This is a genomic window from uncultured Amnibacterium sp. (assembly GCF_964245895.1).
GTDB lineage: Bacteria > Actinomycetota > Actinomycetes > Actinomycetales > Microbacteriaceae > Amnibacterium.
The window spans coordinates 1-13,225 of record NZ_CAXTOQ010000096.1 but is presented as its reverse complement, the minus strand read 5'-3'; the positions used below and the strand labels follow the sequence as shown (position 1 = coordinate 13,225).

General features: G+C 73.6%; 13 protein-coding genes. 4 read left to right on the top strand and 9 right to left on the bottom strand.

Annotated features, from left to right (window positions below):
* Nucleotides 1-88 (bottom strand): DUF3040 domain-containing protein (locus ACFE60_RS12820; protein WP_375389251.1); only part of this gene is annotated, 88 nt, incomplete at its 3' end.
* 89 nt (nucleotides 89-177) lie between these two features.
* Between ACFE60_RS12820 and ACFE60_RS12815 the strand changes: the two genes are divergently transcribed.
* Nucleotides 178-1,296 (top strand): polyprenyl synthetase family protein, encoded by a 1,119-nt coding sequence (locus tag ACFE60_RS12815; RefSeq protein WP_375389248.1) that lies wholly within the window; start codon nucleotides 178-180, stop codon nucleotides 1,294-1,296.
* A 148-nt stretch (nucleotides 1,297-1,444) separates the two neighbouring features.
* Here the strand turns inward: ACFE60_RS12815 and ACFE60_RS12810 are convergent, their stop codons facing one another.
* Both ACFE60_RS12810 and ACFE60_RS12805 read right to left on the bottom strand, forming a co-directional pair.
* On the bottom strand, nucleotides 1,445-2,278 hold the full coding sequence (locus tag ACFE60_RS12810; RefSeq protein WP_375389247.1) for a hypothetical protein: 834 nt from the start codon (nucleotides 2,276-2,278) through the stop codon (nucleotides 1,445-1,447).
* A 302-nt stretch (nucleotides 2,279-2,580) separates the two neighbouring features.
* Nucleotides 2,581-2,919: an Rv2175c family DNA-binding protein gene (locus ACFE60_RS12805; protein WP_375389246.1), complete on the bottom strand. Its 339-nt coding sequence runs from the start codon at nucleotides 2,917-2,919 to the stop codon at nucleotides 2,581-2,583.
* Between the two features lie 146 nt (nucleotides 2,920-3,065).
* On the opposite strand from ACFE60_RS12805, the gene ACFE60_RS12800 reads away from it, so the two are divergent.
* Entirely contained in the window at nucleotides 3,066-4,061 is a 996-nt protein-coding gene (locus ACFE60_RS12800; protein ID WP_375389245.1) for a LysM peptidoglycan-binding domain-containing protein, read from the top strand.
* Between the two features lie 94 nt (nucleotides 4,062-4,155).
* Nucleotides 4,156-5,751, top strand: coding sequence for a Stk1 family PASTA domain-containing Ser/Thr kinase (gene pknB, locus ACFE60_RS12795; protein WP_375389244.1), 1,596 nt, complete (start codon nucleotides 4,156-4,158; stop codon nucleotides 5,749-5,751).
* A 9-nt stretch (nucleotides 5,752-5,760) separates the two neighbouring features.
* Here the strand turns inward: pknB and ACFE60_RS12790 are convergent, their stop codons facing one another.
* The 3 genes from ACFE60_RS12790 to ACFE60_RS12780 form a co-directional block, all read right to left on the bottom strand.
* Nucleotides 5,761-7,116, bottom strand: coding sequence for a class II 3-deoxy-7-phosphoheptulonate synthase (locus tag ACFE60_RS12790; protein WP_375389250.1), 1,356 nt, complete (start codon nucleotides 7,114-7,116; stop codon nucleotides 5,761-5,763).
* 41 nt (nucleotides 7,117-7,157) lie between these two features.
* Entirely contained in the window at nucleotides 7,158-7,844 is a 687-nt protein-coding gene (locus ACFE60_RS12785) for a lysophospholipid acyltransferase family protein (protein ID WP_375389243.1), read from the bottom strand.
* Between the two features lie 81 nt (nucleotides 7,845-7,925).
* Nucleotides 7,926-8,897 carry an ROK family glucokinase gene (locus tag ACFE60_RS12780; protein ID WP_375389242.1) on the bottom strand — a complete coding sequence of 324 codons (972 nt, stop codon included), beginning with the start codon at nucleotides 8,895-8,897 and terminating at the stop codon, nucleotides 7,926-7,928.
* A gap of 105 nt (nucleotides 8,898-9,002) precedes the next feature.
* Between ACFE60_RS12780 and ACFE60_RS12775 the strand changes: the two genes are divergently transcribed.
* Nucleotides 9,003-10,823 carry an AMP-dependent synthetase/ligase gene (locus ACFE60_RS12775; RefSeq protein WP_375389241.1) on the top strand — a complete coding sequence of 607 codons (1,821 nt, stop codon included), beginning with the start codon at nucleotides 9,003-9,005 and terminating at the stop codon, nucleotides 10,821-10,823.
* A 21-nt stretch (nucleotides 10,824-10,844) separates the two neighbouring features.
* Here the strand turns inward: ACFE60_RS12775 and ACFE60_RS12770 are convergent, their stop codons facing one another.
* The 3 genes from ACFE60_RS12770 to ACFE60_RS12760 form a co-directional block, all read right to left on the bottom strand.
* Nucleotides 10,845-11,339 (bottom strand): peptide deformylase, encoded by a 495-nt coding sequence (locus ACFE60_RS12770; protein ID WP_375389240.1) that lies wholly within the window; start codon nucleotides 11,337-11,339, stop codon nucleotides 10,845-10,847.
* Nucleotides 11,336-12,913 (bottom strand): MinD/ParA family protein, encoded by a 1,578-nt coding sequence (locus ACFE60_RS12765; protein WP_375389239.1) that lies wholly within the window; start codon nucleotides 12,911-12,913, stop codon nucleotides 11,336-11,338. Before ACFE60_RS12765 ends, ACFE60_RS12770 begins: the two co-directional genes overlap by 4 nt.
* A 164-nt stretch (nucleotides 12,914-13,077) precedes the next feature.
* Nucleotides 13,078-13,225, bottom strand: a 148-nt coding sequence (locus ACFE60_RS12760) for a biotin/lipoyl-containing protein (RefSeq protein WP_375389249.1), incomplete at its 5' end; no start/stop codon positions are given.

The window sequence follows — 13,225 nt, the reverse complement described above, 5'->3', positions numbered from 1 at the left end:
CCACGGACGCGACGAAGTCCGCGTCCCCGTGGTAGAGGCTGCGCTCCATCTCATCGAGAAGGCGCTGCTCCTGCTCCGAAAGTGGCATCCGGATCCCTCTTCTCTCAGGGTGGGCGGCCGTCGCGGCCATGCGCGAGCCAAAGTGTACCTGTCGGCGTCCCGGCTAGGCTAGGCGGTGTGAGCACCGGTGGCCGACTCGTCGACCTGGTGCAGGACCGGCTCGACGGGTTCCTCGACGCCCGCTCCCCGATTCTCGCCGCCATCGCGGACGACACGGCGCCGATGGAGTCGATCTCGCGGGACTTTCTGAGATTCGGGAAGCGGTTCCGCGCCCGGTTCTGCTACTGGGGCTGGCAGGCCGTGCAGGCCGCCGACGACTGGGGCGTGCCGTTCGACGACGAGGGCAGCCACGACCTCCCCGCCGTGATCGGCGCCTCCGCCGCGCTCGAGCTGTTCCACGCCGCGGCGCTCGTGCACGACGACCTGATCGACGCCTCCGACACCCGCCGCGGGGCCCCGGCCGCGCACCGCGCGTTCGAGGGACTGCACCGGGATCGCGAGTTCGTCGGCGACGCCGCCCGGTTCGGCCGGTCGGCCGCCGTCCTGCTGGGCGACCTGCTGCTCGTCTGGAGCGACGAGCTGTTCGCGGAGTCGATCGACACCCTGCGCGACCGCGAGAACGCCAGGGCGGCGCGCGGCGAGTACAACCGGATGCGCACCGACGTGACGGCGGGCCAGTACCTCGACATCGTCGCCGAGGCCAAGTGGCCGCACGTGCCCGGGGCGCTCGAGGTCGACCACGCGCTGAACGTCATCACCTACAAGTCGGCGAAGTACTCGATCGAGGCGCCGCTCGCGATCGGCGCGAGCCTCGGGGGCGCGTCGCTGGCACAGATGGCCGCGCTGCGCGAGTTCGGCCTGCCGCTCGGCGTCGCGTTCCAGCTGCGCGACGACCTGCTCGGCGTCTTCGGCGACAGCGACGTCACCGGCAAGCCGGCCGGCGACGACCTGGTCGAGGGCAAGCGCACCGTGCTGATCGCCCTCGCCCGCCGCGCGCTGCCGGCGTCCGCCCGCCGCACGCTCGACGAGCTGCTCGGCGACCCGGACCTGACGGACGAGCAGGTGCTGACGCTGCAGGAGACGATCCGCGCCTCCGGAGCCATCGACGCGACCGAGTCGTTGATCGCGGAGAACGTGGAGCGCGCGCTCGACGCGATCGCCGACGCGCCGCTCACCTCCGACGCCCGCGACGCCCTGGCCGGCCTGGCCGACTCCATCAGCGTCCGCACCGCCTGAGGGCCGCCGCTGGGGCCGCTGCGCTCGAGGGCGCCGCGCTCGAGGGCGACAGCAGGACAGAACGCCGTCGGCAGGACGAATCGGCGCGTTCTGTCCTGCTGACGACGTCCTGTCCTGCCGATGCCCTCGGGTGGAGGCGCGACAGCCGTCAGGCGACGGGGGCGTGCCGCGCGATCACGTCCCGGACCGCGGAGAGCACGAAGTCGAAGTCGTACATGATCGTCGCGTAGGCGAACTGCAGCACGATCCGCCCCTCGCGCAGCAGCCGCACGACGCGCACCCGGTCGGCCGTGAACGCCTGCTCCTTCGCGTGCGTCTCCCGGCCGTCCGCCTCGATCGCGAGCCAGTCGTCCACCTCCAGGTCCAGCCGATCGCGGCTGCGCGTCGTGACCTGCACGTCGACGCTGATCCCGGCGACCGCCAGCAGGTAGCGGACGATCGACTCGATGCCGGACTCGCTCCTCGGCTCGAGGTGGGCGATCAGCCCGTGCACCCGCTTCGGGCCGCGGCGGATGATCGCCTCCAGCCGGTTGCGGGAGATCAGCCGCCGGAACAGCAGCGAGTCGAGGATCGCGATCAGCAGGTGCGGCGGCACGCAGGTCAGGGCGTCCGAGATGGCCAGATCAAGCGGCAGCACGCCGTCCCGGGCTTGGGTCCTGTCGCTCCGGGCGCTCCAGTGCCTCACGACCGACGGCCCCTGCTCCCGGCCGGCCGAGCGTCGCCCGGAGGCGGACGTCGGGAACACGATGTGGACGCCGTGATCCGGCGGCACCCACGCGCCGTGGAGCGCGAGCGCCGACACGCACCCGAGCCGGCCGCCCGTCCGCATGGCGAGCACCGCCTGCTTCGGCGTCGCCGGCGTGGCGTACCAGCCCTTGATCACCCGGTACCGGCGCCGGGCGTCGATCGAGTCGCGGATCGACGCCTCCGTCTCGCCCATCGCTCGCAGCTCGGCCGTGGAGAAGGGGTGGAAGGTTCCCATGGCCGGGCATGCTGGCCGCTCGCCGGGCCGCGTGGGGCGGATCGGCCTGGGGAGGAGCCGATCGGGACTTCAGCCGGGCCTGCCGAATGCCTGCGGCGGCGGCGGCGGCGCGCGCGCCGGCGGCGAGGGCGTCGGCAGGACAGAACGGCGACAGCAGGCGAAAACGACCCGGATCGTCCTGCCGACGGCGTTCTGTCCTGCTGAAGCCCTCGATTCGTCCTGCTGGAGCCCTCGATTCGTCCTGCTGGAGCCCTCGATCCATCCTGCTGAAGGCCTCGGCGGGCCGGAGGGAGGGGTGGGCGTCAGGCGAGGGCCTGCGCGATGCGGCGGACCTCCGCCTTCCGGCCCGCGAGCAGCGCGTCGATCGGCGCCGCGCCGAGGCTGTCCTCCGGCTCGAGCAGCCAGCGCACGGCCTCGTCGTCGCTGAAGCCGTTGTCGCCGAGCACGATGATCGTGCCCCGCAGCTCGGGCAGCGGCCCCTCGTCCGTCACGAACACCTCTGGCACGGACAGCACGCCGTCGCGGCGGAGAGCCAGCAGGTGCTTGTCCTCGATCAGCCGCCGCACCCGGCTCGGGGTCAGGCCCAGCCGCTCGACGAGGTCGGGGACGGTCAGCCAGGCGCGTTCGTCGGTACCGCTCACGGATCAAGGATGCCAGGGCGCGAACTGGGGGCACGCCGCCGCCCGCGAACCCGTCCCGCGACCGGCCGCGTCCGTTGACTCGGGGAAGCCGGTTTGCGACAGTGCGGGCACGCCCCTCGGGGGATGGGCGTGGAAGAGGGCGGACCATGGGGTCGACGGTGTTCGGGGAGGCGCGGGGGGCGCAGACCGGCGGGGCGCGGCACGCGGACGACCGGGGCGCGCTGCGCTCGCGGCTCGGCGCTGCCGGACGGCTCGTCGGCTCGCTGGCCCGCTCGGTCGGGGCTCCCGTCGAGGGCGAGCGCGACGGCCAGCGGTCGCGCCCCGCGGCGGAGGCGGACGCGATGCGCCGCGCCCGCGAGGGAGCGATCGAGGTGGTCGTCGAGGCCGGGGAGACCGTGTTCGACATCGCCGCCCGCCACGGCGTCTCGACGGCGAGCCTGCTCGCGCTGAACGGCCTCGGCTGGCGCTCGCAGCTGCAGCGCGGGCAGATCGTGCTCGTGAAGCCGAACGCGGACCGGCCCGCCGCGGTCCCGGTCGCGGACGAGCTGCACCGCCACCGCGTCGGCGACGACGAGTCGGTGTCGTCGATCGCGCAGCGCCACGGCGTCTCGACCGCCGCGGTCCTGCTCGCCAACGGCCTGTCGCGCGGCAGCGCGGTCCGCAGCGGCCAGCAGCTGGTCATCCCGGTGCCGAACCTGCGCCGCAGCGGGTCCGGAGCGGTCCGGCTGTCGGGCGAGATGCTCGACAACGCGCGCACGATCGCCGAGGTCGGGCGGCTCGCCGGCGTGCCGGACGACGGCGTCGTCATCGCGCTGACCGCCGCGATGCAGGACTCGTCGCTGCACAACCTCGCGTTCGGCGAGGGCGACGCCGTCGGCCTGTTCCAGCAGCGGCCGAGCCGCGGCTGGGGCGACGGCGCGGTCCTCTGCGACCCGCGCCGGGCGGCGACCGCGTTCTTCGGCGGCTCCGGCAGCGGCGTCGTCGCCCCGGCGACCGGGCTGCTCGACGTCGGCGGCTGGGAGTTCATGAGCGTCGGGGAGGCGGCGCACGCCGTGCAGCGCACCTCCTCCCCCGCCGCCTACGGCAAGTGGGAGCGGTGCGCCCGCGGCTGGCTCGCCGACCTGGACCGCACCCGAGCCTGAAGCCAGGGCCTCACGACGCCGGGCGGCGAGCCGGTTCCCCGCTCCGCGGAGAGCCACCGCGGCGCGGCCGGACCCGCTCCTTATGCTTCGGGGCGTGACCGCCGCTCCTCCCGACCCCATGGTGGGCCGGCTGCTCGACGGCCGGTACCAGATCCGGGCCCGCATCGCGCGGGGCGGCATGGCGACCGTGTACCTCGCCACCGACCTGCGCCTGGAGCGGCGGGTCGCCGTCAAGGTGATGCACGCGCACCTGGCCGATGACGCGGCGTTCCGCGACCGCTTCATCCAGGAGGCGCGCAGCGCCGCCCGGCTGGCGCACCCGAACGTGGTCAACGTCTTCGACCAGGGCCAGGACCTCGGCACCGCCTACCTGGTGATGGAGTACCTGCAGGGGATCACGCTGCGCGACCTGCTCGGCGAGTACGGGCGCCTCACCTCCGAGCAGACGATGGACATCCTGGAGGCGGTGCTCGCCGGCCTCGTCGCGGCGCACAAGGCCGGGATCATCCACCGCGACCTGAAGCCCGAGAACGTGCTGCTCGCCGACGACGGCCGGATCAAGACCGGCGACTTCGGCCTCGCCCGCGCCGCGACGAGCCACACCGCGAGCGGCCAGGCGCTGCTCGGCACGATCGCCTACCTGTCCCCCGAGCTCGTCACGCGCGGGATCGCCGACACTCGCAGCGACGTGTACGCGGTCGGCATCATGATGTACGAGATGCTCACCGGCGAGCAGCCCTTCAAGGGCGAGCAGCCGGTGCAGATCGCGTACCAGCACGCGAACGACTCCGTGCCCGCGCCGTCGCTGAAGAACGCGTCGGTGCCGGCGCTGCTCGACGACCTGACCCTGTGGGCGACGTCGCGCGACCCGGAGGACCGGCCGCGGGACGCCCGCGCGATGCTCGACCAGCTGTTCGAGACGCAGCACCTGATGCGCGAGCAGCGCGAGACCGGCCCGATCACCGGTCGCACCCAGGTGCTGCCGCCGGCCCCGACCACGGTGCTGCCGACGGCCGACACGCCCCCGGCGCCCGCGAGGCGCTCAGCGGCCACGACCGACACCGTCGAGCGCCTGCGGGCGGCGACCAGCCGCGCGCACCGCCGGGGCGCATGGGCGTTCGGCGCGGTGCTCGTGGCCGGCGCGATGGCCTCCGCCACCGGCTGGTACTACGGCGGCGGGCCCGGGTCGACCTCCGCGCTGCCGAGCGTCTCCCGGATGTCCGTCGACCGGGCCACCGCCGCGCTGCAGGACAGCGGGTTCCGGGTCGGCACCCGCAGCAGCGTGTGGAGCACGATCGACTCTGGCGTCGTCGTCGGCACCCGGCCGGGCCAGGGCACGGCGCTCCCGCCCGGCGCCGAGGTCGGCCTCCTGCTGTCGAAGGGCGAGCAGCCCGCCTCCGCGCCCGCGGTGAAGGGCTCCTCCGTCGCGGACGCGACGGCAGCCGTCCGGAGCGCCCGACTCACCCTCGGGCAGCAGGTCGACCGCGCGTCCCTGAAGACCGCGGGCACCGTCCTGCGGCTGATCGACGCCGACGACGCGACCGTCGACCCGGGCGCGAGCCTGCCGGCGGGCAGCACCGTCCGGCTCGTCGTGTCCTCGGGCCCGGCTCCGGCGGAGACGCCGGCACCGACGGGAGTGCCCACGCCGACGGCGGCGCCGAGCCCGACCGGGACGCCCGCGGGGCTCTGACCCGACCGGTCAGATGCCGCCAGCGCCGAGCTCCTCGGCGACCAAGAACGCCAGCTCGAGCGACTGCATGTGGTTCAGCCGCGGGTCGCACAGCGACTCGTACCGCGTCGCGAGGTCGGCCTCGTCGATGTGCTCCGACCCGCCGAGGCACTCGGTGACGTCGTCGCCGGTCAGCTCCACGTTCATCCCGCCGGGGAACGTGCCCGCCGCGCGGTGGGCGGCGAAGAAGCCGCGCACCTCGTCGACCACGTCGTCGAAGCGGCGGGTCTTGTAGCCCGTCGGAGTCGTGATCCCGTTCCCGTGCATCGGGTCCGTGATCCACAGCGGCGTCGCGGCGAACGACTTCGAGGCCTCGAGCAGCGGCGGCAGCACGTCCCCGATCCGGGTCGCGCCCATCCGCGTGATCAGGGTCAGGCGGCCGGGCTCGCGGTCCGGGTCGAGCACGTCGACCAGGCGCTCGAGCTCGCCCGGCGTCATGGACGGCCCGATCTTCACGCCGATCGGGTTGCGGATGCGGGAGAAGAAGTCGACGTGCCCGCCGTCCAGCTGCCGCGTCCGCTCCCCGATCCACACGAAATGCCCTGAGGTGTCGACCGGGGTGCCGTTCCGCGAGTCGATGCGGGTGAGCGCCCGCTCGTACTCCATCAGCAGGCCCTCGTGCGCGGTGTAGAACTCCACGCGCGTCAGCTCGTCGAAGTCCGCCCCCGCCGCGCCCATGAACCGGACCGCGCGGTCGATCTCGCGCGCGAGGCCCTCGTACCGCTGGTTCGCGGGGTTCGCCGCGAACCCCCGGTTCCAGCTGTGCACCTCGCGCAGGTCCGCGAACCCGCCCTGCGTGAACGCGCGGATCAGGTTCAGGGTCGACGCCGCCGTGTGGTAGCCGCGGACCAGCCGCTGCGGGTCGTGCGCTCGGGAGGCGGGGGTGAAGTCGTAGCCGTTGACGATGTCGCCGCGGTACGCGGGCAGCGTCACGCCGTCCCGGGTCTCCAGGTCGCTCGACCGGGGCTTCGCGAACTGGCCGGCCATCCTGCCCATCTTCACGACCGGCATCGAGGCGCCGTAGGTGAGCACGACCGCCATCTGCAGGATCGTCTTCACCCGCGCGCGGATGCGGTCGGCGGTCGCGGCGGCGAAGGTCTCGGCGCAGTCGCCGCCCTGCAGCACGAAGGCGCGGCCGGCGGCGGCGGCGGCCAGCCGGGTGCGCAGCTGGTCGACCTCGCCCGCGAAGACGAGCGGCGGCATCGCGGCGATCTCCGCGACCGCTGCGGCGGCCGCGTCCCCGTCGAGCCACGTCGGCTGCTGCCGCACCTCGAGGGCGCGCCAGTGGTCCAGCCCGGCGAGCACCTCGGGGCGCGCGGGCACGATGGGATCCTCGAAGGGCTGCAGCACGGCCGGGCTCCCCGCGATCACGCGGCACCGGCGGCGGGCTGCCGCAGGGTGCTCGCGTACACGTCGACGTACTCCTGGCCGGACAGCCGGGCGATCTCGACCATGATCTCGTCGGTGATGGAGCGGAGGACGAAGCGGTCCCCCTCCAGCCCGTCGAAGCGGGAGAAGTCGAGCGGCTCCCCGATCACGACGCCGATGCGGCGCACGCGCGGGATGACCTTGCCGATCGGCATCGACTTGTCCGTGTCGAACATCGCCACCGGCACGACCGGCACCTTCGCCTCGAGCACCATGCGGGCGACGCCGGTGCGGCCGCGGTACAGCTTGCCGGAGGGGCTGCGCGTGCCCTCGGGGTAGATGCCGAGCACCCCGCCCGATCGCAGCACGCCGACGCCGGCGTTCAGCGACGCCTCGCTCGCCGCGCCGCCGGAGCGGTCGATCGACAGCTGGCCGACCCCCTCCATGAAGGTGCGGATCGCGAAGCCCTTGACGCCCCTGCCGGTGAAGTAGTCGCTCTTCGCGAGGAAGGTGACCTTGCGCCTCAGCATCAGCGGCAGGAACAGGGAGTCGACGACGGACACGTGGTTGGAGGCGAGGATGACCGGCCCGCGCACCGGCACGTTCTCGATGCCCGAGACCCATGGCCGGAACGTCGCGTTCAGATAGGGCGCCAGGAACAGGTTCTTGATGATCCAGTAGAGCATCCGCGTCCCCTTCCCGGTCCGGCACGGGTCGGTCGAGGCTATCGGGTCGGTGGGCACCGCCCGATCGGCGGGGGCGGGCGGTCAGCCGCGCGGGGCGTAGGCGCGCAGCGAGTCGTCCTCGTGGAGACGCGCCAGGTCGGCCGCGCCGACGACACCGGCCTCGTTGCCGAGCTCCGCGACGGCGAACACCGGCTCGGGATGGAAGCCGCGGGCGGGGAGGTGCCCGGCGAACGCGGCGCGGACCGGGCCGAGCAGCCGGTCGCCCGCGTCGGCCACGCCGCCGCCGATCACGAACAGCTGCGGGTCGAGCACGACCGCCAGGCTCGAGCACGCCTGCCCGATCCACGACCCCAGCTCGGCGAGCGCCGCGACCGCTCCGGGATCGCCCTCCTGCACCAGGCGGCCGATGACGGCGCCGGGCAGCACGCCGCCGGCGCGCTCCCGCTCCGCCGCGAGCGCCGCGCCGATGCCGCCGCCGTCCGCGACCAGACCGGCCATGCGCTGCAGGGCGCGACCGGAGCCGTACTGCTCGATGCAGCCCCGGGCGCCGCAGCCGCAGGGGATGCCGTCCGGCACGACGCGCATGTGCCCCAGCTCCCCCGCCACGCCGAACCCGCCGCGCAGCAGCCGGTCGCCCGCGATGACGGCGCCGCCGACCCCGGTGCCGGAGGTGATCATCACCATGTCGGACACCAGCCGGCCCGCGCCGAAGCGGAACTCCGCCCAGCCGGCGGCGTTCGCGTCGTTGTCGACGACGACGGGCAGCCCGAGCCGCCCCTCCAGCCGCTCCCGGAGCGGCTCGTTGCGCCAGGGGATGTTCGGCGTGTAGTAGACGGTGCTCTGCCCGGCGTCGATGAAGCCGGGCGCCGCGACGCCGACCGGCAGGCGCTGCCCGTCGGCGAGCCGCTCGATCATCGCGACGATCGCGGCCTCGATCGCCGCGGAGTCGTTCGCATCGGTCGGCACCCGCTCGAACCGGGCGATCGTGCCGAGCTCGTCCACGACCCCGCCGGCGATCTTCGTCCCGCCGATGTCGATGCCGATCGCCTGCACGGAGGCAGAGCCTAGGGCGTGCGGCCCCGCTGGCGTCCTCGGGCCGACCCCGCCCGCGGCGCGGCCGCCCGGTACCATCGAGGCACCCAGGCGAAGGAGCTTCGAGTGCAGCAGACCGAGACGCGCCTCCTCACGGAGGCCGAGCCGGCCTTGAACGTCGCGGACCTGCTGGCGCAGCGCGCGGCCAGGACGCCCGACCTCGTGCTCTTCCAGGTGCCGGACGGCGAGAGCTGGCGGTCGATCACCGCCTCGGCGTTCCGTGAGCGCGTCGTCGCGGTCGCGAAGGGGTTCATCGCCGCCGGGATCCAGCCGGGCGACCGGATCGGGCTGCTCTCCTCCACCCGGTACGAGTGGTCGCTCGTCGACTTCGCGGCCTGGTACGCCGGCGCCCTCGTCGTGCCGGTCTACGAGACCAGCTCCCCCGACCAGGTGCGGCACATCCTGGAGGACTCCGGCGCGAGCGCCATGGTCGTCGAGACCGCCGAGCACTACACGCGCGTCGACGAGGTGCAGGCCGACCTGCCCGCGCTGCAGCACGTGTGGCAGCTGCACGTGGGCGGGCTGGACAAGATCGCCGAGTCGGGCGCCGACGTCGCCGACGACGAGGTGGAGCGCCGCCGCCAGCTCGCGGTCGAGACCGACATCGCCACGATCATCTACACGGCGGGCACGACCGGGAAGCCGAAGGGCTGCGTGCTCACGCACGGCAACTTCGTCGAGCTGACGAGGAACGTCACCATCGACATCCCCGAGATCGTCAACGAGCAGGCCGCGACCCTCCTCTTCGTGACGCTCGCGCACGTCTTCGCGCGGTTCATCTCCGTGCTGGCGGTGTACGGCGGCGTCACCGTGGGGCACCAGGCGGACACCTCCAAGCTCGTGCCCTCGCTCGGCTCGTTCCGTCCGACGTTCCTCCTGGCTGTGCCGCGCGTGTTCGAGAAGGTCTACAACTCGGCGGAGCAGAAGGCGGAGGCAGGCGGGCGCGGCGGCGCCTTCCGCTGGGCCGCCGACGTCGGCGTCCGCTGGTCGGAGGCGAAGGCCGAGGGTCATGTGCCGCTCGCGCTCGCCGTGCAGTACCGGGCTGCGGATGCGCTCGTCTTCCGGAAGCTGCGCGCCGTCCTGGGCGGCCGGTGCCGCTGGGCGGTGTCCGGCTCAGCCCCGCTCGGGACGCGGCTGAACCACTTCTACCGCGCGATCGGCGTCACGATCCTCGAGGGCTACGGCCTCACCGAGACCACCGCGCCGATCACCGTGAACCGACCCGCCCACGCGAAGGTCGGCACGGTCGGCCCGCCGCTGCCCGGGTCCGCGATCCGCATCGCCGCGGACGGCGAGGTCGAGGTGAAGGGCATCGGGGTGTTCCCGGGGTACCACCACGCCGAGCAGGCGACTGCGGAGGCGTTCGACGGCGAGTGGTTCCGGACGGGCGACATCGGCTCGCTCGACGCGGACGGCCACCTCGTGATCACCGGGCGGAAGAAGGAGATCATTGTCACCGCGGGCGGGAAGAACGTCTCCCCCGCCGAGCTCGAGGACCCGATCCGCGCGAACCCGATCGTGAGCCAGGTCGTCGTGGTCGGCGACCAGCGCCCGTTCATCGCGGCGCTCGTGACGCTCGACGCCGAGATGCTGCCCGCCTGGTTGAAGAACAAGGGCGAGGACGGCGGTCTCTCGGTCGAGGACGCCGCGAAGCTGCCGGTCGTCCGCGACGAGGTGCAGAAGGCGGTCGACACCGCGAACACGCACGTGTCCCGCGCCGAGGGCGTGCGCGCGTTCCGGGTCCTCGGCGACGACTTCACCGAGGCGTCCGGGGAGCTGACGCCGAAGCTGAGCATCAAGCGCCACGTGATCCTGAAGCAGCGCGCGGACGAGATCGACGCGCTCTACGCGGAAGCGAAGAAGGAGCATGCGGCCAAGGCCGGCTGACCCGCGGACCGGACCCCGCCGCTACGTGAGCCAGGGGGCCTTGCGGACCTCGGCCATGGCCTCCTTGCGGACGGCGGGCTCGAGGCGGGACAGGTAGAGCATCCCGTCGAGGTGGTCCTGCTCGTGCTGGAGCGCCTCCGCGAGGATCGCCTCCCCGACCACCTCGACCGATGAGCCGTCGAGCTGCCGGCCGACGCTGCGCGCCCACGGGTACCGCCTCGTCGGGAACACCAGGTCGGGGACCGACAGGCACCCCTCGTCGAACTCGACGGGTTCGCCGCGCACCTCGATCAGCTCGGGGTCGAGGAGGTAGCCGACGCGGCCGTCGACGTTGTACGCGAACGCCCGCACGGTCGCGCCGATCTGGTTCGCGGCGACGCCGGCCCGGCCGGGCACCTGCACGGTGTCGAGGAGGTCGGCGACCAGCGCAGCGGTGCCGGCGCCCGGCTGCCCGACCGGGTCGCAGACCGTACGCAGCACCGGGTCGCCGAACAGCCGGATGTCCCGGACGGTCACCCGTCGCGTCGGGACGGCAGCCCGTCCGCGACCAGCGCGGCGAGCGTGCGGGCCGCGTCCTTCGTCGTCTGCTTCAGGTTCTTGTAGTCGACGACGGAGCCGGCGGCCAGCTGCGGGTCGTAGGGGATCCGCACGATGTCGCGGACGCGGGAGGCGAAGTGCGACTCGATCTCGTCCAGCTTGACGAGGCTCGTGCCGTGGGTCGCCGTGTTGATCGCGACGACCGCGTTCCGCACCAGGTCCCCGTAGCCGTTGGCCTCGAGCCAGGTGAGGGTCTCGGAGGCGAGGCGCGCCTCGTCGACGCTGCCGCCGGAGACGATCACGACGGAGTCGGCCCGCTGCAGGGTGGCCCGCATCACCGAGTGGACGATGCCGGTGCCGCAGTCGGTGAGCGCGATCGAGTAGTAGCGGGCCGCGAGGTCCGCGACGACGTTGTAGTCGTTCTCGTCGAACGCCTCCGACAGCAGCGGGTCGGTGTCCGAGGCGAGGATGTCGAGCCGCGTCTCGTCGCGGGACACGAGGGTCGAGAAGTCGGTGAAGCCGTTGATCGCGTTCGCCCTGGTCACCACGTCGCGCACCGTCGCGCGCGTCTGCTTCGTGACCCGCTCGGACAGGGTGCCGCGGTCCGGGTTGGCGTCGATGGCGATGACGCGGTCCTCGCGGAGCGTCGCCATGGTCATGCCGAGCAGCGTCGTGACGGTGGTCTTGCCGACGCCGCCCTTGCGGGTGAGCACCGGGACGAACCGGGTGCCGCCGTCGAACGCCTTCGTGATGCGCGCGACCTCGTCCTTGCGGAGGCGCTCCGCCGGCGAGTCCCCGAGGTTCAGGCGGTGCAGGGTCGCCGCGTAGACGAACCGGTTCCAGCCGCCCGTCGGCTTCTCGCGGACCCGGCCGCCGTTCTCGATCAGCCGGTCCGGGGTCAGCATCGCCGCGGACTCCGGCTCGCCCGGGGTCGTGGGCGTGCCGTTGCGGCGCTCGCGGCGGGTCGCCGAGCCCGCGCCGTCGAGCCGGCCGTCGAGGCGCGGGACCTCGCCGGTCGTCGAACGGAAGTCGCTGAGGCGCGGCATCTCGCCGGTGGCGCCTGGGCGGTGGCCGCCGAGGGCGCCCGGTCGCGAGGGAGCGCCGAGCAGCGCGTCGTAGGCGCTGCCCGTGTGCCGCGGCACGGCCATCGAGCCGGTGGCCCGCGGCACGGAGCCGGTGGCGCGCGGCAGCGGACCGGTGACCGAGCGCGACGGAGCACCGGCGGGGATCGCGCGATGGTCGCCGGTGTCGCCCGACACGATCGCGAAGCTGGAGGTCGCAGCGGTCAGCGACCCGGGGTCGACCGAGACGTCGTCGATCGCGACGGCGGCCTCGTCGGCCGGGACCTCCGACCTCGGCAGCGGCGGCAGGTCGATCTCGATCGACGGGTGCTGCTGCAGCGGCACCCGCGAGAGGGCGCCGAGGTCGGTGCCCGCGGCGCGCGTGACGAGGGCGACCTGGACGGGACCGTCGGCGTGGTGCATGCCCTCGTCCATGCGGGTGCCGTCGAGCAGACCGCCGGCCTCCGGCTTGATGCTGCGCTTGCTGGCCACGGCTTCCACCTCCTCGAGCGGGTCGACGCTTCGACTCTAACTTGAGACTTCTGCCACCCCTCGGAAGCGCGCCGCGCGTTGTGGGCGCCCCCGAACTGGGGGTGACGGGGGTGTCCTCGGGTAGGACGACGTCGCAGTCCGCACTCGCCCGGGTCCGGAGGTGTTCAGTCGACGACGACGAGCAGGTCCTGGGCCTCCACCTGCGCCGTGCCGGACACCACGAGACGGGCGACCACCCCGGCGACCGGCGTCGTGATCGACGCCTCCATCTTCATGGCCTCGATGGTCGCGACGGTCGTGCCGGACGCCACC